The organism is Variovorax sp. 10N432 (assembly GCF_056394465.1).
Window position 1 is genome coordinate 108,893 of the sequence record NZ_JBFTHX010000012.1, and the last position, 23,617, is coordinate 132,509.

At 62.4% G+C, this 23,617-nt stretch carries 19 protein-coding genes; 17 read left to right on the forward strand and 2 right to left on the reverse strand.

What is annotated here, in order from left to right; translation table 11 throughout:
• Positions 1-4: 4 nt before the first annotated feature.
• Entirely contained in the window at positions 5-2,404 is a 2,400-nt protein-coding gene (locus tag AC1DF3_RS16295) for a glycosyltransferase (RefSeq protein WP_478140196.1), read from the reverse strand.
• Positions 2,405-2,866: 462 nt separating this feature from the next.
• Between AC1DF3_RS16295 and gmd the strand changes: the two genes are divergently transcribed.
• The 17 genes from gmd (at position 2,867) to AC1DF3_RS16380 (ending at position 21,436) form a co-directional block, all read left to right on the forward strand.
• On the forward strand, positions 2,867-3,904 hold the full coding sequence (gene gmd / locus AC1DF3_RS16300) for a GDP-mannose 4,6-dehydratase (RefSeq protein ID WP_478140197.1): 1,038 nt from the start codon (positions 2,867-2,869) through the stop codon (positions 3,902-3,904).
• A gap of 164 nt (positions 3,905-4,068) precedes the next feature.
• Positions 4,069-5,265: an FkbM family methyltransferase gene (locus AC1DF3_RS16305; RefSeq protein WP_478140198.1), complete on the forward strand. Its 1,197-nt coding sequence runs from the start codon at positions 4,069-4,071 to the stop codon at positions 5,263-5,265.
• On the forward strand, positions 5,262-5,903 hold the full coding sequence (locus tag AC1DF3_RS16310; RefSeq protein WP_478140199.1) for an acetyltransferase: 642 nt from the start codon (positions 5,262-5,264) through the stop codon (positions 5,901-5,903). The genes AC1DF3_RS16305 and AC1DF3_RS16310 overlap by 4 nt, the downstream gene beginning before the upstream one ends.
• The gene (locus AC1DF3_RS16315) at positions 5,900-7,003 is read left to right on the forward strand and encodes a DegT/DnrJ/EryC1/StrS family aminotransferase (protein ID WP_478140200.1); all 1,104 of its coding nucleotides are present in this window, start codon (positions 5,900-5,902) and stop codon (positions 7,001-7,003) included. The genes AC1DF3_RS16310 and AC1DF3_RS16315 overlap by 4 nt, the downstream gene beginning before the upstream one ends.
• Entirely contained in the window at positions 7,000-8,034 is a 1,035-nt protein-coding gene (locus AC1DF3_RS16320) for a glycosyltransferase family 4 protein (protein WP_478140201.1), read from the forward strand. The genes AC1DF3_RS16315 and AC1DF3_RS16320 overlap by 4 nt, the downstream gene beginning before the upstream one ends.
• Positions 8,031-9,068, forward strand: a complete 1,038-nt coding sequence (locus AC1DF3_RS16325) for a glycosyltransferase family 4 protein (protein WP_478140202.1) — start codon at positions 8,031-8,033, stop codon at positions 9,066-9,068. The genes AC1DF3_RS16320 and AC1DF3_RS16325 overlap by 4 nt, the downstream gene beginning before the upstream one ends.
• Positions 9,065-10,378 carry a glycosyltransferase family 4 protein gene (locus AC1DF3_RS16330; RefSeq protein ID WP_478140203.1) on the forward strand — a complete coding sequence of 438 codons (1,314 nt, stop codon included), beginning with the start codon at positions 9,065-9,067 and terminating at the stop codon, positions 10,376-10,378. The genes AC1DF3_RS16325 and AC1DF3_RS16330 overlap by 4 nt, the downstream gene beginning before the upstream one ends.
• Complete coding sequence (locus tag AC1DF3_RS16335) at positions 10,375-12,120, forward strand: sugar translocase (protein ID WP_478140204.1); 1,746 nt, start codon at positions 10,375-10,377, stop codon at positions 12,118-12,120. Before AC1DF3_RS16330 ends, AC1DF3_RS16335 begins: the two co-directional genes overlap by 4 nt.
• Before the next feature lie 73 nt (positions 12,121-12,193).
• Positions 12,194-12,964: a glucose-1-phosphate cytidylyltransferase gene (gene rfbF, locus AC1DF3_RS16340; protein ID WP_478140205.1), complete on the forward strand. Its 771-nt coding sequence runs from the start codon at positions 12,194-12,196 to the stop codon at positions 12,962-12,964.
• Positions 12,964-14,055: a CDP-glucose 4,6-dehydratase gene (gene rfbG / locus AC1DF3_RS16345; protein WP_478140251.1), complete on the forward strand. Its 1,092-nt coding sequence runs from the start codon at positions 12,964-12,966 to the stop codon at positions 14,053-14,055. The genes rfbF and rfbG overlap by 1 nt, the downstream gene beginning before the upstream one ends.
• On the forward strand, positions 14,048-15,379 hold the full coding sequence (gene rfbH / locus AC1DF3_RS16350; RefSeq protein WP_478140206.1) for a lipopolysaccharide biosynthesis protein RfbH: 1,332 nt from the start codon (positions 14,048-14,050) through the stop codon (positions 15,377-15,379). The genes rfbG and rfbH overlap by 8 nt, the downstream gene beginning before the upstream one ends.
• Complete coding sequence (locus AC1DF3_RS16355; protein ID WP_478140207.1) at positions 15,360-16,424, forward strand: NAD-dependent epimerase/dehydratase family protein; 1,065 nt, start codon at positions 15,360-15,362, stop codon at positions 16,422-16,424. Before rfbH ends, AC1DF3_RS16355 begins: the two co-directional genes overlap by 20 nt.
• A complete protein-coding gene (locus AC1DF3_RS16360) occupies positions 16,421-17,233 on the forward strand; it encodes a transketolase (RefSeq protein WP_478140208.1) in 813 nt (270 codons plus the stop codon). Before AC1DF3_RS16355 ends, AC1DF3_RS16360 begins: the two co-directional genes overlap by 4 nt.
• The gene (locus tag AC1DF3_RS16365; RefSeq protein ID WP_478140209.1) at positions 17,230-18,144 is read left to right on the forward strand and encodes a transketolase family protein; all 915 of its coding nucleotides are present in this window, start codon (positions 17,230-17,232) and stop codon (positions 18,142-18,144) included. Before AC1DF3_RS16360 ends, AC1DF3_RS16365 begins: the two co-directional genes overlap by 4 nt.
• 1 nt (position 18,145) lies before the next feature.
• Positions 18,146-18,520: a GtrA family protein gene (locus AC1DF3_RS16370; protein ID WP_478140210.1), complete on the forward strand. Its 375-nt coding sequence runs from the start codon at positions 18,146-18,148 to the stop codon at positions 18,518-18,520.
• Positions 18,517-19,464, forward strand: a complete 948-nt coding sequence (locus AC1DF3_RS16375; protein WP_478140211.1) for a glycosyltransferase family 2 protein — start codon at positions 18,517-18,519, stop codon at positions 19,462-19,464. The genes AC1DF3_RS16370 and AC1DF3_RS16375 overlap by 4 nt, the downstream gene beginning before the upstream one ends.
• The gene (locus AC1DF3_RS16380; protein WP_478140212.1) at positions 19,457-21,436 is read left to right on the forward strand and encodes an acyltransferase family protein; all 1,980 of its coding nucleotides are present in this window, start codon (positions 19,457-19,459) and stop codon (positions 21,434-21,436) included. The genes AC1DF3_RS16375 and AC1DF3_RS16380 overlap by 8 nt, the downstream gene beginning before the upstream one ends.
• Here the strand turns inward: AC1DF3_RS16380 and AC1DF3_RS16385 are convergent.
• Positions 21,433-23,616, reverse strand: a complete 2,184-nt coding sequence (locus AC1DF3_RS16385) for a carbohydrate-binding protein (RefSeq protein WP_478140213.1) — start codon at positions 23,614-23,616, stop codon at positions 21,433-21,435. The genes AC1DF3_RS16380 and AC1DF3_RS16385 overlap by 4 nt on opposite strands.
• Between the last annotated feature and the right edge of the window lies 1 nt (position 23,617).

Genomic DNA, 23,617 nt, shown 5'->3' on the forward strand with positions numbered 1-23,617 from the left:
GGCGCTACCTTCTCAGAACCGTCGAATAGAGTCCTTTGACCACCGCGTACGCGCCGGGATGGCGCCGCAGGGACGCCTTGACGGCTTCCTTGACCGCACCCTTGACCGTCTGCCTGCGCTCCTCGGCGACAGGCAAGGCAGCGGGCTGGATATCGCCAGGGTGTTGAAGTCTTTCGATCGACGCCCAGCCTAGCGCATCAAGGAACTCGGTTTTGGCCGAATGCCTTGCGAACACATCCCTGAGGAATGCAGTTCGATTGGAAGGAGGATTGGGCGGATCGGTCAGTCCGGCGAACAAGAAAAAGCAGTGATAGAGCCCGGTGATGTCGGTCGGCGACAGGAATGGGAAGCGCTCTGCGACCACTCTCATGCATTCGACACTGTGCTGCCGAACGTCTCCTGACGTTCCGCCGAGCGAATAGTTGACCGTCACCTCTCGGGTGTACACAAACGTCACATCGGCCTCCATGCAGGTCATGATCCACTTGAAGTCGGCGACGATCTTGTACGAGACGTCATACGGACCCGTGCGTTGATAGGCTGCTCTGGTGGCATAGATTCCGTTGTGGCAGTCGTTGGCGCACATGAAATAGCAGCCTGGGTGCACGAACGCCGGGTACCATTCTTGGCTCACATTGGCTCCCTGCACGTTGGCCGCAGTCAGCAACATCGCGCAGCCGCTGCTATCGCCCATGCGATGAACGGCGATCTCGGCGGCATCCGGCTCGAGCCAGTCGTCGGAATTCAAGATGCAAATGAGTTGTCCGCGCGCGAGCGGGATGGCCTTGTTGACGGCATCGTAGAGACCCTTGTCCGGCTCCGAGACGAAATAGTCGAGCCGGTCGCTGTATTGAAGGATCAGGTCGAGCGTGCCATCGGTCGACGCACCGTCGAGGACAATGTGCTCCACGTTGGCGTACGTCTGCCGTTGCACGCTTTCGATCGTTCGCGCCAAGGTTTTCGTGTTGTTGCGAACCACGGTGACGTAGCTCACCAGAGGGCGGTCCGGCGTCCCGGTCTTGAAGACGCCACCCGCCCGCAAACCTCCTTCGACGCGAGTCGAGCCCGATGCGAGGGGAAGAGCATCGGTCCAACGGGGCCAATCGGAACGTCGGGCCGCTGCGGGCGCATCGCCCAGCCGAGGGAAATGCGGGCCGTGGCTCCCATTCTGGTAGTCGATGAAGTTGGCTTCGACGATACCGTCGGAGCGCATGTATCTGGCGGCCTGCGCGCCAGGCAACAACGCGCGGCGCCGACGATTGTTCGGCCGTTCGACATGGCGCAGGTAGGCTGCGCACAAAGTGTCGATGACGATCTCCGCACAGCGGTCCCAACTGAACAAGCGAGCCTGCTGCAGGCCGGCCTCGGAGAGTTCGGCGCGATAGGCCTCGGACTCCTCCATCCGACGAATTGTGCGGGCAACACCCGCCACGTCGTCCGCGTCCACCATCGCGCCCGCCCGGCCTACGACCTCCGGGAGCGAGGAATTGTCGGCACAGATCACCGGCGTGCCGCAGGCCATGGCCTCCAGCGGAGGCAATCCGAAGCCTTCATAGCGGGACAGATAGACGAAGCACAGAGCATCGCTGTAGAGCGCCGACAAGTCGGCGTCCTCGACAAAGCCGGTGAGAACGATGCGGTGGCCCCACTTGTCTGCCGCCGCCAGGGCCTCCTGCAGCTGCTCGAGCTTCCAGCCCGACATCCCCGACAGCACGAGGTGTAGTCGGCTCGACTCGTTTTGTTCGAGATGGAGAACAAAAGCATTGACAACCTGGTCGAGGTTTTTGCGTATCTCCAGCGTCGCCAGGCTGAGGACGTACGGAACGCCCGGCGGGATCCCGTACTTCGACCGCACTGCCTGCTTCAGGCTCGCATCGCCGCAAGGCTTGAAAGACGGCCCCGCTGCCAGCGGGATGACCGTGACCTGCCTCGGGCTCAGGTCCGGCCTGCACGCCAAGAGGTCCTTTTTCGTGGACTCAGAGATGGCGAACACCACCGTGTGTTCGTCGAGGCTGTCAACGATGTTTCGAACCTCTGCGGCCGCCTCGACCGAAAAGAACTCCGGCCGTCGGACGCCGATCAGGTCGTAGATCAGATGCGCGTGAAGTACTCCCGAATCGAGTAGCCAGGGGGACGGCGCGACGCCAAACGGCGATAGCAGAATGTCGGCAGACGCCGACGGCAGTCCACCATCGCCTGCCAAGCGTTGCGCAGGGAGCCGCTTCTGTGCCAGATAGCCGGCTGCCCTGGCTTCATCTCCATCACGATAAAAGAGCCACGTATCCAGCTTCCCCGAACGCGCCAGGATGGGAAACAACTCGTCACAAACGCGGTAGATGCCCGTTCTTACGCCCTGTGCCAGCACGTACATGTCCAGCGCAAGGCGTGGCTTCGGATGATTCATTGTTCGATTCACGTTGAGTTTCCCAGATGCCGGTGCACGACAAGCTGAGGTCGCGCTGACGCCCGGCGCGTCCGCATTCTTGCGGAGCGCCTGCGAACAACCACGGCTCCTTCCTGCAGCGTCGTCCCACGGCCGCATTCGCTTCGTTTGCTATCGAAAGGCCCCATTCGGGATGGATTTCAGCTTGACAGTCGCCGGATGCGAACCACAATTTCCACCGGCCGCTTGCCGGTGGCGCACGCCGCCTCTCAATCCGGGATTACCGGAGCTTGGGATTTTAGGGGGAACCGCCTCACGGGCCGGCGCCCCGCGGGCCCGCGGGCCCGCGCGGACGCCTTTCGGGGAATGCTGCCGGGTCAACTTTCAGAACCACTGATCCTTTGCGGCAAAATCGAGGACTTTGCGCTTTGCCGACTGAAGCCGGTAGAGCCGCTCCGATGGTCAATCAAGAAAGGGTCTTTCATGAAAAAACGTGCAGTGGTCACGGGCATCACTGGCCAGGACGGCGCTTATCTTGCCGAGTTGCTCCTTAGCAAGGGCTACATCGTCTATGGAACCTATCGCCGTACCAGCTCCGTTAACTTCTGGCGCATCGAGGAACTTGGCATCCAGGACAACCCAGATCTGCACTTGATCGAGTACGACCTGACGGATCTCGGCAGTTCGATGTCGCTGATGAAGGAAGCAGCCCCGGACGAGGTTTACAACCTCGCCGCCCAGAGTTTCGTGGGTGTCAGCTTCAACCAGCCCGACGCCACGGCGCAAATCACCGGCATGGGCGCATTGCACCTGCTTGAAGCGATTCGTATGACCAATTCGAAGATTCGCTTCTACCAGGCCTCCACTTCCGAAATGTTCGGCAAGGTGCAGGCGATCCCTCAGGTCGAGGAAACCCCCTTCTACCCGCGCAGCCCCTACGGCGTCGCCAAGCTGTTCGCGCACTGGATGACGATCAACTACCGCGAAAGCTACGACATCTTCGGTTGTAGCGGCATCCTGTTCAATCATGAAAGCCCCCTGCGCGGCCGAGAGTTCGTAACCCGCAAGATCACCGACGCGGTCGCCAAAATCAAGCTCAACAAGCTCGATATACTCGAATTGGGCAACCTGAGCGCTAAGCGGGACTGGGGCTTCGCGAAGGAGTACGTGGAAGGCATGTGGCTGATGCTGCAGGCAAAGGAAGCTGACAGTTTCGTGCTTGCCACCAATCGGACCGAAACCGTCAGAGAATTCGTGGACATGGCCTTCAAGGCCGCTGGCTACGAGGTGCGCTTCGAGGGCGAGGAACAGGACGAAGTCGGCATCGACATCAAGAGCGGCAAGACGCTGGTACGCGTCAATCCCAAGTTCTACCGACCTGCCGAGGTGGACCTGCTGATTGGCAATCCCGCCCGGGCCAAGGAAAAACTGGGCTGGGAGCCGAAGACCACGCTAGAGCAGCTTTGCACGATGATGGTCGAGGCGGATCTGCGGCGGAACGCCGAAGGGCGCTCGTTCTAGACCCCTTGCTTGCAGGCGATGCGCGGTGAGCCGTCAGTCGTCGCCCCAGTCCTCCGTTAACCACCAATCGCTCTCGGCCCTGACGAAGGCGAAAGGTTGTGGGCCGCCATTGGCCAAGCCACTACGCTTCAATGCACGCTACTGAAAACCATGAAAGAGCCGGCGTGGACGTTCGCGTTGCGCTGTCCTCTAAAGCCCGGCTCCGTTCTTCCGAGATCAATGAGGGAAACAGTCCTGCTGCAGAACAGTCTTCGCCTGCAGAAGTGGCACCCGCTGCAGGTTTCCGGTCCGCGGTAAAGCGGAGCCTGCGGCCGGTGGCAAGGCTCGTTTTCAAGCTGACCAAGACGTTCGCCCGGCCCATCGCCTTCAGGCTTCGCTCGTACATGGTAGGGGGGCTTCAGGCCGAGACGCAGCGATTGCATCTTACGGTCGCGCAAAGCCTCGAAGCCCACCGGCAGGCTCAGCTTGTGGCCACGGACCGGCTGCTCACCATCCACACCACACACGTACTACAGGAGATCCAAGCGTTGCGGGAATCTCTGCATCGCAGCCAGCCCCACGCACACCCGAAATCGGGCAATAGTCTCGCGGCTCATCCGGTTGCCGTGCAAGAGGCGGCTGTTCGTGTGCAACCGGACGCATTTCTCCTGCGGACTGCAGTCGGACCGGTTCTGTGCCCAGCCTCCGATTTCGCCCTGGCGTCTGTTCTGATGGAGACTGGCGAGTTCCAGCGCGGAACTCGCCTTGTGATCGAACGGCTTCTTAGTCCCGGAGGGACGTTCATTGATGCTGGCGCAAACATCGGAATGCACACGCTTGCAGCGGCTCGCGCCATAGGGCAGAAGGGGCGCATTGTGGCCTTCGAACCCGTCGCTGCGAGCCACGACCTGCTGAAAAAATCTGCTTGGATGAACGGGTACTGTTCGACCGTCGAGACGCATCAGGCCGCCGCTTCGAACCAAGCGGCGAGCGAAGCGCTGCCCTCTTCGTTGTTCGGTGATGTCCCTCTTGTACGAATCGACGACATTGAAAAGCAGGATGGCAAGGTCGACGTTATCAAGTTCGACGCTGCAAGTATCGAACTCCAAGCGCTCGAGGGCGCCGCGGAAACCATCGCAAGGAATGCGCGTATCGTGCTGATCGTGGAGTTCGACGTCTCCCGCCTTCGCAAAGTGGGCCAAACCACCTCCGAATGGCTGGGCCGATTCGAAAGGATGGGCCTGATCCGTAGCGTCATCGATCCGGAAACAGGGGCGCTGCGCGAGATCTCAGCCTCGGAGCTTGAAGGCAATTCCCCCGTCAACCTGCTTTTCGCCCGTGCGGGCTCGACTGCCCTGGTGCAGGCGAAGGAGACGCCATGAAGCGTGAGGTCATCGTCGTTGGAGCGGGCGGGCATGCCAAGGTCTGTATCGAACTGCTTCGAGCATCATCTGTCCCCGTCGCGTTTTGTATCGCGGGGGCGGACAGTGTCGAGTCCTGCCTCGGCGTGCCTGTGCTCAAGGGAGATGATCACTTGCAACGACTTCGCGCCGAGGGTTATTCCCGTGCGTTCATCGCCATCGGATCGAACGCGACGCGCCAGCGGATGGGCGAATCTGTCCGGGCGCTGGGATATGAACTCGTCAATGCCATCAGCCCTGCCGCAATCATCTCGCCCAGCGTGCGGATAGGCGAAGGCGTCGCTATCATGGCAGGAGTTGTCATCAACGCGGACAGCAACATTTCCGACCTTGCGATCATCAACACGTCGGCAAGTATCGACCACGATGCCCAAATTGGTGAGGCGGCACATATTGCCCCTCAATGCGCCCTTGCTGGCAACGTCACCGTAGGGCCTCTCGCATTCCTGGGCATAGGTAGCCGCGTGATCCCGGGCATAACCATCGGCAAGTACGTTGTCGCTGGCGCCGGCTCCATCATCATTTCTGACATCGAACCGGAGGCCAGGATTGCTGGAGTTCCGGCCCGGAAGCTCCACAAAGGGAAAAACACACCATGAAGCGAATCTCTGTAGCAGAACCCAAACTTGCGGGCAACGAGCGGAAGTATGTGCTCGACTGCCTCGACACCAACTGGATCTCTTCCAATGGAAAGTACATCGGCGCCTTCGAGGAAGCCTTCGCATCGTTTTGCGGCGCCAAGCACGCGATAGCGGCCAACAACGGAACGACCGCCCTTCATCTCGCGTTGGTGGCTCTGGGCCTGGAGCCAGGTGACGAGGTCATCATCCCGACAGTGACCTACATCGCGACGGCGAATGCCGTGCGCTATTGCGGGGCCACGCCAGTTCTGGTGGATGTGTGTGCCGACACCATGAACATCGATCCGATAGAAATCGAACGGAAGATCACGCCTCGCACGCGGGGGATCATTCCGGTGCATCTCTACGGTCATCCTGCCGACATGACGGCGGTCAACGCGATCGCCCGAAAACACGGCCTCTGGGTGCTCGAAGATGCTGCCGAGGCCCATGGCGCGGAAGTCGATGGCAAGCGGGTGGGCAATCTCGCAACCTGCGCGACTTTCAGTTTTTTCGGCAATAAGATCATCACCACCGGCGAAGGCGGCATGGTCACGACCAACGACGATGAACTGGCGGCGAAGCTGCGGCTCTATCGGGGCCAGGGCGTCGACCCGAAAAGGCGATACTGGTTTCCGGTCGTTGGCTACAATTACCGCATGACCAACATCCAGGCAGCGATCGGGCTGGCCCAGATGGAAACGATCGACGCGGCGCTGGAAGATCGCATGGCTCTGGCGAAGATGTACGACGAGGCGCTGCTCCCGCTGAGCCACCTTCTCGTGCTGCCCGAAACTCATGCAGGCATGCGTCACGTCTACTGGATGTACACCGTCTTCCTGCGCGACGGTGATGAAGCCCGGCGCAACGGCGTCATGATCGCCCTGGACCAGGCAGGCATCGAGACACGGCCGGTGTTCTATCCGATGCATGTACTACCGCCGTACAAGGAAGACAACGCGTACCCGGTCGCCGATCTCTGGGCGCACCGCGGGATGAATCTCCCGACGCACCAGTTCATGACGAAGGCGGACGTGAGCCGGATCGCCGAGGCTCTCGCGCAAGCCCTGGATCGATGAAAATTGCGCTCTGCTCATCATTCGTCCCATTCATCAACGGCGGCTACCGCAACATTGTTGAATGGCTCGAATTCGTGCTGCGTGAGGCGGGGCATGAAGTGGAGCGCGTCTATCTTCCCGAAGTCGACACGCCGGAGCACCTGTTCACTCAGATGGCGGCCTTCCGATTCGTCGACCTCAGCGCCGCCGACCGGGTCATCTGCTTTCGGCCGCAATCCCACCTGATTTCCCATCCGCACAAGATCGTCTGGTTCATCCATCACCTGCGTGTCTTCTACGACCTTTGGGACAGCAAGTACCGCAACTTCCCGGACGATGAAAAGCATCGTGGCATACGTGACGCGCTCATGGCCGCCGATACGGCTGCATTGATGGAAGCTCGGTTCGTTTTCTCGAACTCGCAGGTGGTGTCGGATCGGCTCAGGCGCTTCAACGGTATCGAGAGCGAGCCGCTGTTCCCTCCTGTTCTTCACCCGGAGCGGTTCCAGTTCCGCGCGATGAACGACGAAATCGTGTGCATCTGCCGCCTGGAAGACCACAAGCGCCAGCACCTGCTGCTCGAGGCACTGAGGTATTGCCGGACTCCCGTTCGCGTCCGGTTGTGTGGAGCGAGTACAGACGAGGCGTATCCGCACCTGCTGCTTCAACTGGCGGCGGACCATGGACTGGCCGAAAGAGTCGTCGTCGAGAACCGCTGGATCAGCGAGGAAGAGAAAGCCGACCAACTGTCCAATTGCCTGGCAGCGGCCTATCTCCCCGACGACGAAGACTCCTACGGATACCCGACGATCGAGGCTGCGCATTCGGGCAAGCCGATTCTCACGGCGACCGACTCCGGCGGGCCACTGGAGTTCGTGATCCACGAGGTGAACGGTCTTGTGAGCGAGCCCCAGCCCCTGGCACTGGCGGCCGCGATGGATCGCCTCTACAGCGACAGGGACGCTGCACGGCAGATGGGCGCAAGTGCAACGGCACGGATCGACGAACTGCGCATCGATTGGACCCGCGTGCTCGAGAGGCTGCTCGCATGAAGGTGCTCGTCGTCAACAACATGGCGCCTTTCGTCTCGGGCGGCGCGGAGTCCATGGCCGCACACTTGAAGGCAAATCTGGAAATTGCCGGCCACCGGGCCGAAGTCCTTCGCATTCCGTTCCAGTGGGAACCAGCGACCCGGATTCCTTCGCAGATGCTTCTCGCCCGATCGCTGATGCTGCAAAACGTCGACCATGTCATCGCCCTCAAGTTTCCGGCCTATCTGATTCCGCATTCGAACAAGACCTTGTGGCTGGTGCATCAGTACCGTCAGGCTTACGACCTGTTCGACGCCGGCCAGTCCAATCTACCGGAAGGACAGCATGGCAGCGACATTCGTCGCGTGATCAAGAACGCCGATGACGAATGCTTTCGCGACGCCCGACGCATCTTCGCGATTTCGGAGGTGACGCAGAATCGACTGGCAAAGTACAACGGATTTCAGTCCCAAGTGCTGCGTGCGCCGATCAACGACCCGGAGATCTTCCACGGCGGTGCTTCGCAAGGCTATGTTTTTGCAGGTGGACGCGTCAATGCGGCCAAGCGGCAGCATCTGCTGATCGAAGCCTTGGCCAGCGCATCGAAGGATGTGCGATTGGTCATCGCGGGACCGCCCGATTCGACAGCCGATGCCACGCGGCTCCATGAAGCCGCTGAACGCCACGGCGTGCTCGATCGAGTCCGGCTCGACCTTCGCTTCCTCGACCGGTCCGAATACGCGGACTACATCAATGGCGCGGCGGCGGTCGCCTCGTTGCCGTTCGACGAGGAATCATTCAGCTACGTCGCGATGGAAGCCGCCACGGCCGAAAAGGCGCTGATCAGCACGACAGACAGCGGAGGGGTGCTCGGCCTGGCCCGCCACGGCCGGACCGGATGGGTGGCGGCGCCAGAGGCCAAGAGCCTGGCAGATGCGCTGAGCGCGGTGTACGCGAATCCGAAGCGCACACGGGATCTCGGCGTCGCTGCAAAGGCTCTATGGGTATCGCACGACATCACCTGGCCGGCCACGGTCAAGGCATTGCTGTCATGAAGCTCCTGATCTTCAGCCCGCTGGTCAGCATATCGGCTATTGGAAGAGTCACGGCACTCATCGTCCGCGCGCTGGAAGCCTTGGGGCAGGAAGTTGCCATCGTACGGACCGAGCAGAACGCAGCAATCGACGAGTTGCACCATCCATGCGGCGTCGAGCAGGTCCGCTGGACCGACACCGAGGCCGTCCTGCGTCTGGTGCAGGACGCCGACCTGCTGGTCTACCAGGTCGGCAACAACTACGAGTTTCATTGCGGCGCATTGCACTGGCTTGCGCAGCTGCCGGGCGTCGTCTGCCTGCATGACTTCGTCGTCGCGCACCTGTTCGCCGGCTGGGCACAGTCGCGCCCGAACGAAGCGAAGCGCGTCCTGGAGCAATGGTATGGCGAGCAGGTCGCCACCCGCTTCTTCAGCGTCAGAAACGAGGTCGAGTTCATGGCGGATGCCAGTGCCATCTATCCGATGACCGAGTGGGTATGCGCGCAGGCAGACGGTGTCGTCTCGCACAGCCACTGGGGAATGGCCAGGGTGGCGAGTGCGTGCGCGGGTCCGGTGCGTGCGCTTCCGCTCCCCTATGACGCACCCTTCGCGGCGAAGATCAGCCTGGCGAGTTCACCGCAGCTCAGCGACGAGGTGAACGTCATCACTGTCGGTCATGCCAACTCGAACAAGCGAATCGAAAGTGTCATCCAGGCTATCGGCGCCAGCGCACTGTTGCGCCATACCGTCAGCTATCGCGTTTGCGGCCGCATCGAACCGCCGTACGCGATCAAGCTGATCACCCTTGCCCGAAGCCTCGGGGTTCAACTGACCGTCACCGGCGAGATCGACGACACGGGTTTGCAGATTGCCATCAACGAAGCCGACATCGCCTGCTGCCTGCGATGGCCGAGCTTCGAGGCGGCCTCGGCGACGGCGATCGAAGGATTGCTCTACGGCAAGGCGGTCATCGTGAGCGACACCAGTTTCTACAGCGAACTGCCCGATGATTGCGTGCTGAAGATCCCGCACGATGCGGAGGTCAGCCACCTCAAGGACGCGCTTGAATTCCTCTGCGCCAACCCCGACAAGCGGCGCGCGCAGGCTGTCAGGGGCCAGCAATGGGCGACGGCGACTTTCAGTGCTGCGAACTATGCGGCAGGTTTGGTCGAACTGGCGCAGCCGATCGCCGCAGCCAAGCCGGTGATCCAGATGGCCGACCGGCTGATCACCCAGCTGCGAGACTGGGGTGCAAGCCCCGAACTGCTGGCTGCGCACGATATCGCCGAACCGCTGGTGTTGTTCGGGCCGAGCGGAGTGGCGCTGCCGTGAGTGGCATCCGGCTTTCGTGGCCTGGCGTGGGGGAGCACCGCGTCGACAACGTCGTGCTTGCCGCCGGCGTCGTGCTGGCTTTCTTCCTTGCCAGCGTGCTGATGACCGGGTGGCCCCAGGGCCTTGTGCCGAACATCACTCATCCTTACATATATGCGGGCGACGGCCTGCTGCAGTTCTGGATGAGCCAGCGCGCGATCGAGGGCTGGGTGTTCCAGAACCCTCGCAACGGCTTCCCATTCGGATCTTCGTTCCTCGACTTTCCGGGCTCGGACTCGGGCAACCTGCTCATCCTAAAGTTGCTCGGCAAGATCTTCGGCTCGTATTTCGCCGCCAACAACATTTACCTGCTGCTAGGTTTTTCGACGGCCTTCGCGGCGGCCTTCATCGTGCTGCGTAGAATCCATCTGGGACGAGGCACGGCATTTTCGGCCGCCCTTCTTTTCGCATTCATTCCGTATCACTTCGCCAGGCTCTTGATGGGCCATCTCTTCTATACTTGGTATTTCGTCATTCCGATCTATTTTTATGTCGGATTTCTGATATCACGTACTGGAAAGGATGCACCGGATCGACGGAGCTGCATCGCGATCGCCGCCTTGCTGGTGGCCGCGAGTTGCTTCGGGGTGTATTTCGCGTTCTTCGGACTGATCGTGGTTGTCGTCTGCGGACTTTTCGGAACCCTGCAGACCCGGAGTCGAGGGCCGATGATGAGGTCGCTCGTGATGTGCGCGGCGATTTGCTTCGGCGTGGTTTTGAATATCGCACCGAACGTTGCCAACACGTTCAAGAACGGGAAGAATCTGGAGGTGGCCCAGCGGGCCCCTACGGAGTCGGAGGTCTATGCACTGAAGTTGGTCCACCTCCTGCTCCCATACCAGCAACATCGTATTCCGGGTCTAGGCGAATTCACGCGGACCTACAACAACACCTTTCCTCTCTCCAACACGGTGTCCGCCCTGGGCATTGTCGGCATTCTCGGATTTCTCTCCATGATGCTGACGCTTTTCCGTTCGGCCGCCGGCCAAGCGAGCGACAGCCGCACAAGATTGCTGATGCTGCTGACGCTGATGCTGCTTCTCACCGCGACCGTCGGCGGACTCAACGTGCTGTTCGCCACTCTGATCTCGCCGATGATCCGCGGCTGGGACCGCATCAGCATCTTCATCGCCTTCTTTTCGGTGGCTGCGTTTTTCATCGCGCTCGAAAAGTTTTTCAGACACCGCGCGTTCAGCCCCCGTGCTGCCGGGTCGATCCTGCTCGCCGTCACGGTCATTGGCTTGCTCGATCAAACGGCAGCGCCCTCCTTCAATGCCGGGCTGACGTCGGAAGCCGTATTCCACCGCGATCGCAAATTCATCGGCGCGATCGAGGAGTCGCTGCCGCGCGGGGCCGCCGTCTACCAGATGCCGTATGTACCGTTCCCCGAGGCCGGCAACCTTTCGACCCTCGGGGGCTACGACTTGCTGGTCGGCTTTCTCAATTCCAGGCACCTGCGATGGAGTTCCGGTGGAATGCAGGGCCGGAAGGCCGATCTCTACTACCGGGAGCTGGCCAAGAAGCCGGTCCGCGAGCAGCTCGCCGTGGCCCGGGGCATGGGTTTTTTGGGCGTCTACATCGACCGGCGCGGATACCCCGACGGCGGCAACATGGTCGTACGGGAAATCTCGGAAATCATCGGGCAACCACCGACCCTGAGCCGTGAGGACGGTCGAGTCGAATTTTTTGCCCTCACACAATGACCATCGAATCTGCATGTCACCCGCACGGCGGGTGTCTTTTCAATCTCCATCTTCCACGGCAAAAGGAAACATCGTGAAAGCAGTGATTCTCGCTGGCGGTCTCGGAACGCGCATCTCCGAAGAAACGCATCTCAAACCCAAGCCGATGGTGGAAATCGGGGGCAAGCCTGTGCTATGGCACATCATGAAGATCTATTCCGCCCACGGAATCCACGACTTCATCATCTGCTGTGGCTACAAGGGCTACGTCATCAAGGAATATTTCGCCAACTATTTTCTGCATATGTCGGACGTGACCTTCGACATGGAGCACAACGAAATGCAGGTTCACCAACGCTACGCCGAACCCTGGCGGGTGACCCTCGTGGACACGGGCGAGGAGACGATGACCGGCGGCCGCCTCAAGCGGGTGGCCGAACATCTCGAGGGCGAGCAGGACTTCTGCTTCACCTACGGAGACGGCGTGAGCAACGTCGACATCACCCGCCTGGTGGAATTCCATCGCGCCAGCAAGCTCAAGGCGACGCTGACCGCCACGCTGCCGCCAGGCCGCTTCGGCGCCCTGGATCTGCAGGACGACAAGGTCATGGCTTTCAAGGAGAAGCCCAAGGGCGACGGAGTACTGATCAACGGGGGTTTCTTCGTCCTGTCACCTTCGGTCATCGACTACATCACGGACGACCAGACGATCTGGGAGCGAGAGCCCCTCGAACGATTGGCACAGGAGTCGCAACTGGGCGCCTACCGGCACGAGGGCTTCTGGCAACCGATGGACACGTTGCGGGACAAGACCTACCTCGAGGAACTCTGGCAAGGCGGCAAGGCGCCGTGGAAGGCGTGGTGATGCAGCAAGCGCAACACCCCTTCTGGTCCGGCAAGCGCGTCTTCCTGACCGGCCACACAGGCTTCAAGGGCGGCTGGCTGGCGCTGTGGTTGACCCGTGCCGGCGCCAAGGTCACCGGCTTTGCCCTCGACCCTTCGACCCGACCCAGCCTGCATGCCTTGACGGGGCAGGCGGCCACGGATCAGTCCGTCATCGGCGACATCCGCGACCTGGCCGAACTGCGCCGGGCGATGGATGCCTGCGCTCCGGACGTCGTGTTCCACCTCGCCGCCCAGCCGCTGGTGCGCCATTCCTACCTGAATCCGGTCGAAACCTATTCCACCAACGTCATGGGCACGGTGAACCTGCTCGAGGCGGTGCGCACCTGCGCCTCCGTGCGATCGGTGGTCATCGTCACCAGCGACAAGTGCTACGAGAACCGCGAGTGGATCTGGGGCTATCGCGAGAACGACCCGATGGGCGGCTATGACCCGTACAGCAACAGCAAGGGCTGCGCCGAACTGGTCGCAGCCTCCTACCGGTCGTCCTTTTTCAACGCAGACCGGCATGCCGAGCATGGGGTGGCGCTGGCGACGGCACGGGCCGGCAATGTCATCGGTGGCGGTGACTGGTCGGACGATCGCCTGGTGCCGGACTTGCTGCGCGCTTTCGGCGAAAATCGCACGGCCGACATCCGCAACCCGTTCGCTGTCCGCCCCTGGCAGCATGTGCTGGAGCCCTTGCGCGGTTACATGATGCTGGCGGAAAAGCTGTACGCTGACGGCCCGGCCTGGGCGCAAGCATGGAACTTCGGACCCAACGATGCGGACGCGCGGCCGGTGTCGTGGATTGCCGACCAGTTGACGGCGATCTGGGGCGGCACCGCGCAATGGCGCACGGAGTCGCGCGAAGACCAGCCGCACGAAGCGTCCTGGCTCAAGCTCGACTGCTCCAAGGCGCGCCAGAGCCTCGGCTGGATTCCGCGCTGGGACCTGCGCCGCAGCCTTGGCGCCATCGTCGAATGGCAGCAAGCGTGGATTGGCGGCGGCGACATGACGAATTTCACCTTCGAACAGATCGATCAATACGAAAGCACCCCCTCCCATGACTGAAGTTTCACTCCACAAAAACGAGCTGCGCAAGAAGATCCTTGCGCTGGTGGCGGAATACGGCGAGCTCGCCGGCAAACCTCAATCCTTCGTTCCGGGCGAGACTTTGATTCCCCCTTCAGGCAAGGTCGTCGGCACGCCTGAAATGCAATTGATGGTGGAAGCTTCGCTGGACGCCTGGTTGACCACGGGCCGCTTCAACACGCTTTTCGAAAGCCGCCTGGCGGCCTACCTCGGCGTCAAGCACCTCATGACCGTGAACTCCGGTTCCTCGGCCAACCTCGTGGCGTTCTCGACCCTAACCTCGCCCAAGCTCGGAGATCGCGCCATCAAGCCGGGTGACGAGGTGATCGGCGTCGCCGCCGGCTTTCCAACCACCGTCAATCCGATCCTTCAATGCGGCGCGGTGCCGGTGTTCGTCGATGTCGATATCCCCACCTACAACATCGACGCCGACCTTCTGGAAGCGGCCATCGGTCCACGCACCAAGGCCATCATGCTCGCGCACACGCTGGGCAATCCGTACAACCTGAAGGTCGTGAAGGCCGCCTGCGAGAAGCACGATCTTTGGCTTGTCGAAGACTGCTGTGACGCCCTCGGGGCCCGCTACGACGGCAAGCTGGTCGGCACCTTCGGCGACATCGGCACGCTGAGCTTCTACCCCGCACACCACATCACCATGGGCGAAGGTGGCGCCGTGTTCACGAACAGCGACGAGCTTCGGTTGATCGCCGAATCCATCCGCGACTGGGGCCGCGACTGCTACTGCCCGCCCGGCAAGGACAACACCTGCGGCAAGCGTTTCTGCTGGAAACTCGGTGATCTGCCCGAAGGCTATGACCACAAGTACACGTATTCGCACCTGGGCTACAACCTCAAGATCACCGACATGCAGGCCGCCTGCGCGCTGGCGCAGCTCGATCGGCTCGACGGCTTCGTGGAGGCGCGCCAGAAAAACTTCCAATACCTGAAGGAAGGCCTGCGCAATGCTGAAGAGTTCCTGGAACTGCCCGAAGCAACGCCTGGCTCGGAGCCCTCATGGTTCGGTTTCCCGATCACGCTTCGCGAAGCGGCGAACACGCGCCGGGTCGACCTGCTCACCTACTTGGACCAGCAGAAGGTCGGCACGCGCCTGCTGTTCGCAGGCAACCTGCTGCGGCAGCCGTACATGATCGGGCGCAACTACCGTGTGGTGGGCGAACTCAAGAACACCGACCGGATCATGAACGACACCTTCTGGGTCGGCCTGTACCCTGGGCTGACGCAACCCATGCTGGACCATACGATCGCGAGCATCGAAACCTACCTTGGCCTGCGATTTGACTGATCTCACCGGGCCCGTTCCTTCTGCCGACCTCGACGAGGTGCTGCGGTTGACGGCGCCCGAAGTCTGGACGGCACTACAGCGGCAGTCGCTTTTCATCACGGGCGGGACGGGCTTCGTTGGCAAATGGCTGGTCGAATGCCTGCTGCATGCCGACCGCGAGTTGGACCTGGGACTCAACTTGTGCCTGCTCTCGCGGAGCCCCGCGCGATTTGCGCAAGACAGTCCGCGCCTCGCCGAAAGCCCTGCGGTGAGGGTCGTCCAGGGAGATGTCGTCGATTTCGACTTTCCGCAACAGACCTTTTCGATGGTCATCCATGCCGCGCTGCCGGTAGCGCCTCCGCAGGGTGGCGCCGGCCAGCTCCAGCCACTGGCGCAAGACGGCGCTCGCCGAGTTTGCGAGCTGGCTGCTGCCCGGGGCGCCCGCAGGCTGCTGCACATCAGCTCGGGCGCAGTCTACGGCGCGCCCATGCAGGCGCCAACACTGATCGAAGACGCGCCCTGGAACGACGCCCTTTCCGGCAACGACTATACGCAGGCCAAAAGGCTCGCCGAGGCGGTCGTCAGTGAGCCTTGGCCGTTCGAGGTCAGCATCGCCCGTTGTTTTGCATTCATCGGCCCCTGCCTGCAGCCTTCGAGCGGCTCGGCCGCAGCCCAGTTCATCGAAGCCTCGGCCGTTGGCAATGGCATCGTCGTCCAGGGCACCGGCGAAGCGGTTCGAAGCTATCAGTACGCAAGCGACATGGCGCGCTGGCTGCTGACCACCCTCGCGCTCGGCAAGCCCGGTCGCGCCTACAACATCGGCAGCGATGCCGCAGTCACCATCGCCAATCTGGCCAATGAGATCGCGCGCGTTGCCGAGAACGCGGTCGCTGTGCAGATCGCCGGGAACGCCGTTGCCGGACTTGCAGGACAGCGCTACGTGCCCGACGTGAAGCGAGCCGACGAGGAACTCGGCCTGCGCAACGCGGTGAACCTCGAAGAGGCCATCCGGCGCACCCTTGCCTGGCGCAGGACGACTCTGGAAACTTCAACAGTCCCAACATGAAACCTCCCTTCACTCCAGCGCTGCTGCGCAAGAACGTGGTCGAGATGGCGTATGCCGGCAATGCGGTGCATCTCGGTTGTGCCTTCTCGATCATCGAACTGCTGGCCTGTCTCTACGGCCGCCACATGCGCTACGACGAGACGAACCCCGACGACGCCGGGCGCGACTTTCTGGTGTTGAGCAAAGGCCACGGCGTGATGGCGCAATACGCATGCCTGTACCAGCTCGGGTGGCTGGAACGCAAGGACATCGACAACTATTTCCACGATGGCTCGCGGCTCAAGGGCTTGTCCGACGCCCATGTGCCGGGCTGCGAAGTGACCTCCGGCACGTTGGGGCACGGATTGTCCGTCGGCGTCGGCCTGGCGCTCGCGGCCATGCGCAAGAAGACCGGCCAGAAATGCTATGCGATCGTCGGCGACGGCGAGATCAACGAAGGCCCGATCTGGGAAGCGATGCTGTTCGCGGCCCATGCCCGGCTCGAGAACCTGATGGTCATCGTGGACGTCAACGGCTTCCAGGCGATGGGCACAACCGACGAAGTGATGGAACTCGGGGACCTCAGCGCGAAGTTCTCCGCTTTCAATTTCGACGTCGAGACTGTCGACGGGCACGACATGGACGCCATATCCGCGGCCATCGACGCGCTCGAAGCCAAGAAGAACGGACGTCCCAAGGCGCTGATGGCGAGAACCGTGAAGGGCAAGGGTGTCTCCTACATGGAGAACGTCAATGCTTGGCACTACTCGCGCCTCGACGCCGACCTCCATGCGCAGGCCTTGCGCGAACTCGAAGGAGCAGCGGCATGAGGGCCGCATTCTCTAACGCACTGGTGGAGGCTGCGATCCAGGACGAGCGGGTCGTCCTTCTCACCGGCGACCACGGCTATGCACTGTTCGACGAGTTCCGCAAGCGATGCCCGGGACAGTACATCAACGCCGGCATCGCCGAACAGAACATGGTGGGCGTCGCCGCCGGCCTGGCCAAGGCCGGCCTTCGCCCCATCGTCTATGGACTGAGCGCGTTCATTCCGGTGCGGGTGCTGGAACAGATCAAGATCGACGTCTGCTATGAAAAACTGCCCGTCATCTTCACTGGCGACGGCGCGGGCCTGGTTTACAGCACGCTCGGAACCAGCCACCAGAGCTTCGAGGACATCGCCTGCCTGCGGGCCGTGCCGCACATCGAGATCATGTCGCCTTGCGACGCGCATGAGCTCACGGCCTGCATGCGGATGGCGCTGGCCAATCCCGGTCCGGTGTACTGCCGAATGGGCAAGGCTGACATCGGGCCGGTCCACAAGGCACCGCCGCAACTGCAGCGCGGCGCGCTCGTCGAGGTGCGCACGGGTCGGCATCCGGTCGAATTGATCGCAACCGGCTCCATGGTCAGGACCGCCTGCGCGATCGGCGACGAAATCGATGCATCGGTCTGGAGCGCACCCTGGATCAAGCCCCTCGACCCTCAGCAACTCCGCGCCCTGGCAACCAAAGCGAGTGCCTTGGTGACGATCGAAGAGCATTCCGACGTCGGCGGACTGGGTGGGGCCGTGGTGGAAGCGATCTCGGAAACCGCCCCGGTTCCCGTCCTTCGCATCGGCATCGGAGAGAACTTCTCCCAGACCTGCGGCAGCTATGCCCATTCGATGCGCGAGCACGGCCTCGATCCGCAGACCGTCCGTGGGCGTGTGCTCGACTTCGCCGCCCGTTGGAAGGCTTGAGGTGACCAACTACCTCGACGTCAAGTTGATTCGCTTCCTGCTCGTCGGCGTGCTGAATACCGTGGTGGGCTACGGGCTGTTTGCGGGCCTCGTCTGGGCCGGCCTGCCGTACCCGCTGGCCATCGGTCTGGCAACCGTCCTGGGTGTCCTGTTCAATTTCCAGAGCGTCGGTCGCCTGGTCTTTGGTGGTGCGCCGTTGACGCAACTGGGCCGCTTCGTCGGCGTCTACGTCGTCATCTACCTCCTGAACGTCGGCTCGGTCGCGCTGCTGCTGCGAACCGGACTCAGCGTCTATGTTGCGAACGCACTGGTCATCCTTCCCATGGCGATGGTAGCGTTCGTGCTGCAGCGCCGTTTCGTCTTTGGAATTTCATGAAGCACATCACCGTCGTGACGCCTTGCTATAACGAGGAAGAGAACGTCGAAGAGGTTCACCGACAGGTGCGCGAGGTCTTCGCGACCATCGAAGGCGTGACTTACGAGCACCTCTTCATCGACAACTACTCTTCGGACCGCACGCCCGAACTGCTGCGCGCCATGGCGGCCGCCGACCCGAGGGTCAAGGTGATTCTCAACGCGCGCAACTTTGGGCACATCCGCTCGCCCTACCACGGCCTGTTGCAGGCAGGCGGCGACGCGGCAATCCTGCTGGTTTGCGACCTCCAGGATCCGCCCGCGCTGATGCAGGATTTCGTGAACGAATGGCGTCAGGGCGCCAAGTTGGTGATCGGCGTCAAGCCCAGTGCCGACGAATCCGGCCTGATGTTCGCCGTGCGCCGGCTGTACTACCGCACCGTGACGCGAATCGCAGACGTGAAGCTGATCCAGAACTTCACAGGCTTCGGACTCTACGACCGCGTGGTCCTGGAACAGCTTCGCAAGATCGACGACCCGTATCCCTATCTTCGAGGCCTGGTCTCCGAGGTCGGCTTCGCGCCCGTACAGATCCCTTACAACCAGCCGCGCCGCAAGCGAGGCATCACGAAGAACAACTTCTACACGCTGTATGACATGGCGATGCTGGGTATCACCTCGCATTCACGCGTGCCGCTGCGCATTGCCACCATGGCCGGATTCGTCCTGTCCGGCCTCAGCCTGCTCCTGTCGCTGATCTACCTGGTGCTGAAGCTCGTGTTCTGGAGCGAGTTCTCGGCTGGCACCGCGCCCATCCTGATCGGCATGTTCTTCTTTGCTTCGGTGCAACTGTTCTTCATCGGGTTGCTGGGCGAGTACGTCGGCGCGATCCTGACGCATGTGATGAAGCGCCCCTTGGTGGTGGAACGCGAGCGGATCAACATGGATCAAGCGTCCGATGCATAGAGGCGGCGCAGCAGCAAGCGCCGCCGAAAGCGACGAGCCCTCGACCGAACGAAGCGCTCGACAGCACGCCCCCGGTTACCGAGGCGACATCGATGGCCTGCGCGCCATCGCCGTCATGCTCGTGGTCGCCTACCATGCATTCCCGGCCTGGGTCCGAGGCGGCTTCATCGGCGTCGACATCTTCTTCGTCATTTCCGGCTTCCTCATCAGCGGCGTACTGTTCGACAGCCTCTCGCGCGGCACATTCGGAGCGCGCGAACTCCGGGATTTCTATGCGCGCCGGGTCAAGCGGATTTTTCCGGCCCTGTGTCTGGTGCTCGCCACCTGCTACATCGTCGGCTGGTTCATCCTCACGCCGACCGAGTACCTGCAACTTGCCAAGGAGATCCTGGCCGGCGCCACTTTCGTATCGAACTTCTACTTTTGGCAGCAGACGGGCTACTTCGATGGCGGAGCCGACACGAAGCCCTTGCTCCATCTCTGGTCGCTGGCCATCGAAGAGCAGTTCTACCTGCTGTGGCCGCTCATACTGGTCGGAATCCGGCGGCTGCGATTCAAGCCTGTCGCGATTGTTGCCGTGCTTTGCGCGGCATCGTTCGCCGCCGGCATCCTGCTGATCGGCTCGGACCGGACCGCCGCGTTCTATTCGCCGCCAGCACGCTTCTGGGAGCTCATGATCGGGGGGCTGCTTGCTTGCCTCAGCCGTTCGAACCCGATCACCGAAGCCCGCCACCGCAATCACGATGCACGGGCGCTGCTCGGGTTGCTTCTGCTTCTCGCCGCCTTGGCGCTGACGACCGATCTCTCACCGTTCCCGGGATGGTTCGCCGTGCCACCCGTCTTTGCCGCCGCACTCCTGATCTCAGCTCGCGGGTCGTGGTTCAACCGACACGTGCTCGGCTGCGCTCCCATGCGGGCCATTGGCCTGATCAGCTATCCGATGTACCTTTGGCACTGGCCGGTGCTCTACCTGGTCCGCTACTTCGACCTGTTCCGATCCGCCGACGAGGATGCCGCGCGATGGGCCGCCATCACGCTCAGCGTCGTACTGAGCGCAGCGACCTACCTGGCGGTCGAGCGTCCGGTGCGCTTCGGCAGCCTGCGGCGATATGCGACAGCACCCTTGGCCGCGTCCATGCTGGCGATGGTCTTCGTCGGCGTCGTGACGGTGCGCTCCGACGGCTTCTCGGCTCGTGACAGTGGCGAAATGGCAAGGCTTGCCCGATTCGCGGGGAAGTATCCGGCCACCGAGTGGCGGGATCGCATATGCTTCCTGAGTCCGGCAGACGGGCCGGAGAAATTCGCGACAGTCTGCGATGGCTCAGGCAAGACCAGACCGCTTGTCGTTCTATGGGGCGATTCCTACGCCGCCGCCCTCTACCCTGGCCTGAAAGCTCTGGAGGAGAAAGGCGCCTTCCGATTGGCCCAATACACCGCCTCGGCCTGTCCGCCGCTCCTGGGCACCCAATTTCCCGCCCAGCACCATTGCAAGGCGATCAACGACATGGTGATCGGCAAGATTGCCCATGAAAGGCCCGACACGGTCGTCCTGACCGCGCGCTGGTCATACCGGCAGGTGGAACCTGCGTACGAGTTCAGCCAACTGGCTCGAACCACTGCGGAACTGAAACGGGCCGGCGTGAGGCAGGTGGTCGTGATCGGACCGACGCCGCAATGGGACAAGCCCATGCCTTCGATGCTGGGGAGCTGCGCAGGCCAGCAGACGCTGCGGGAAGGTGGTTGGCACTCCCGCTGTGGACTCGTCCCGGAAGTCGACGTGCTCGATCGGTCGATGCGCGACTTCTCGGCCACACTCGGCGTGTCCTACCTGTCTGCATACGAGGCCATGTGCACTGGCGACGGCTGCCTGACCGTTCTTGACGATGGCGCCGTGAGTACATATGACCTCGGCCATTTGTCACCGCCGGCCTCCCGGTTGCTGATCGAGAAGCTCGCCGGCCGGATCTTCTAGTTCGGCAGCGGCTCGACCGCGATCCAGTCCACATGCATCGAGACGCCCCAGTTTTCCGAAACCGGTGCCGCGAACTCCAGCGTGTTCATTCCCTCTTCGAGAATGGCGGCGGGAATGCTGGCTGTGAGATCGAGATCCGATGTCCAGGCCGAGGCGACGGCATTGCCGTTGACCTGGATGGCGACCTCGCCGCGTCCGTCGGTCCATGGCTCGCCAAGGCGCAGTCGCAGCCGGTACGGGCCGGCCGCAGGCACCAGGGGGAACACGAGGGTGGTGCGCGGCAAGGCCATCCACACGACGGATGCCTGCTTGAGAGGCCGGTAGAGCCAGTCTGCCTCGGTCCAGCCGGAACCCGGCTCCGGCCAGTCCAGGTTCCAGCGGCGGCCGAAATCCCAGCGGTAGGCCGGGCCCGGTCCGGGCTGCGACAAGAAGCGCAGGCCTTGTGGCCAGGCCTCCACGCCGATGGCCCGCCGGTACCGCCTTCCCGACGGCGTCTCCGCCTGTCGAAGTGCCTCCTGGTTCTGCAGGACCGCCGCTGTCTTGGGAGGCGTTCCATCCGCATTGATCCGGACCACGATGGCGTCCGACTTCATGACCGTGACGTCCGGCAATGCGGCTGCGGATGTCTGGACCGGAAGCGGGGCGGCCGCCTTGAAGACCCAGGCGTCGGCGGTCTCCACGCAACTGCCTTGCCGACCGGCCCCATCACGCGGCCACACCCCGACCGGCCGGAGGCAGACTTCCACGCGCTGATCGCCCTTGTCGTAGAGATAGGCCAGGGCGCTATGCAGCACGCTGCTCATCATCCAGACATGGTTGATGCGCTGCGATTCGTCCAGCACGACCAGGGTCTTGCCGTCGGGAACTGCCGGCGCCTGCTCGACGATGGCGCGCAGCACTGCTCGCTGGCGATCATGGATCGCGTTGTACTCACGAAACTGGTAGAGCTGCTGCGCCACTCCGAGCGTCAGCAGCAGCACCGCGGCCAGCATCGCTGCGCCGCGACTCCACCGGCCCACGGCTGCCAGACATGCAACGAAAACCAGCGCCGAGCCGGAAGCCACGAAAAGATAGGTCCGCTGGGTAACGGCGACATGCCCCAGTGAAACCAGGAACGGCGCATAACCGAGAAGGACGACCACCAGGCCGACGACCGCCATCCTGGCCAGCGGCACCGGCCCGGCAGCGGATGTGACATTTTCGGACTTCCGGCCGGCGAACCAGACGACCATCGCCATTGCGGCGGCGACGACCAGCAGATAGACGTTCCAGTGGAGGTCCTTGGAAACGATGCGCGCGGCATCGATCCAACCGTCGGCAAGCGCGCGTACCAGGCCACGCGTGAACAGCATCGGCGCAGTGCTCTTCAGCGTTTCCAGCAACTGCTGACCGCTCCCGGCTACAGCTTGCTGATAAGTTGCCTTGGCCGTCAGCGTCACGAAGAGGATGTAGGCCAGCGTGATAGCCAATGCGATGCACCACGCCAGGGAGACCTGCCACTCGCGTCGCACCCGTGCCCACGTCCCCGGCCAGCCCTCCAGGACCCACAAGAGCAGCAATGGCAGGGGCGCCATGAGCAGCATCACCTCGTACATCCACGTCCCCGCGACCACGGACATCGCTCCCAGCGCCGCCAGCAGCGCCTGCCTGCCCGCCCGGTGCGCGTTGTAGGCGGCGACGAACAATGCCGCCGCCAGCGTCGCGAGTCCTGCCGAGAAGCCGATATTCATCGCTCGGAAGGCCATCTGCAGCGTGTCGGCCGGCCAGACGACGAACAGCATTCCGGCAACCACGGCCCAGCGACGCGAGCCCGTCAGATGAAAGACGATCCAGGTCAGGGATGCGCCCTTGATGAGCAACGAGAGCGCGAGTTCGACATGCCAGAACCACCAGGAGTCGGGGTCCACGGCATAGGCGATCGCCCAAAGCGTGGTCATGATCGGTCGGACCTGATGCTGCGCCAGTTCGCCGGCTCCGCCCGAGAAGAAAACCGGCCCGCCGAGCTCGGAATAGATTCTCAGGAGGCCCCAGTCCTCGAGCAGCGCGCCCATGTGGAACCCGAAAGGCAACCAGAGCAGCACGATCAGGACCAGAGACGGCAGCAACAGGGGCAAGATGCCGAGATCCGTCAGGTGTCGTTCCTGGTCCGGGGAAGCGTGCCGGGCAGCGAATGGATTCATG

Excerpts from the sequence above, each read along its gene's own strand:
- AC1DF3_RS16295 (WP_478140196.1), bottom strand. The coding sequence starts at position 2,404 with ATGAATCATCCGAAGCCACGCCTTGCGCTGGACATGTACGTGCTGGCA.
- gmd (WP_478140197.1), top strand. The coding sequence starts at position 2,867 with ATGAAAAAACGTGCAGTGGTCACGGGCATCACTGGCCAGGACGGCGCT.
- AC1DF3_RS16310 (WP_478140199.1), top strand. The coding sequence starts at position 5,262 with ATGAAGCGTGAGGTCATCGTCGTTGGAGCGGGCGGGCATGCCAAGGTC.
- AC1DF3_RS16315 (WP_478140200.1), top strand. The coding sequence starts at position 5,900 with ATGAAGCGAATCTCTGTAGCAGAACCCAAACTTGCGGGCAACGAGCGG.
- AC1DF3_RS16320 (WP_478140201.1), top strand. The coding sequence starts at position 7,000 with ATGAAAATTGCGCTCTGCTCATCATTCGTCCCATTCATCAACGGCGGC.
- AC1DF3_RS16325 (WP_478140202.1), top strand. The coding sequence starts at position 8,031 with ATGAAGGTGCTCGTCGTCAACAACATGGCGCCTTTCGTCTCGGGCGGC.
- AC1DF3_RS16330 (WP_478140203.1), top strand. The coding sequence starts at position 9,065 with ATGAAGCTCCTGATCTTCAGCCCGCTGGTCAGCATATCGGCTATTGGA.
- rfbG (WP_478140251.1), top strand. The coding sequence starts at position 12,964 with ATGCAGCAAGCGCAACACCCCTTCTGGTCCGGCAAGCGCGTCTTCCTG.
- rfbH (WP_478140206.1), top strand. The coding sequence starts at position 14,048 with ATGACTGAAGTTTCACTCCACAAAAACGAGCTGCGCAAGAAGATCCTT.
- AC1DF3_RS16360 (WP_478140208.1), top strand. The coding sequence starts at position 16,421 with ATGAAACCTCCCTTCACTCCAGCGCTGCTGCGCAAGAACGTGGTCGAG.
- AC1DF3_RS16365 (WP_478140209.1), top strand. The coding sequence starts at position 17,230 with ATGAGGGCCGCATTCTCTAACGCACTGGTGGAGGCTGCGATCCAGGAC.
- AC1DF3_RS16375 (WP_478140211.1), top strand. The coding sequence starts at position 18,517 with ATGAAGCACATCACCGTCGTGACGCCTTGCTATAACGAGGAAGAGAAC.
- AC1DF3_RS16380 (WP_478140212.1), top strand. The coding sequence starts at position 19,457 with ATGCATAGAGGCGGCGCAGCAGCAAGCGCCGCCGAAAGCGACGAGCCC.
- AC1DF3_RS16385 (WP_478140213.1), bottom strand. The coding sequence starts at position 23,616 with ATGAATCCATTCGCTGCCCGGCACGCTTCCCCGGACCAGGAACGACAC.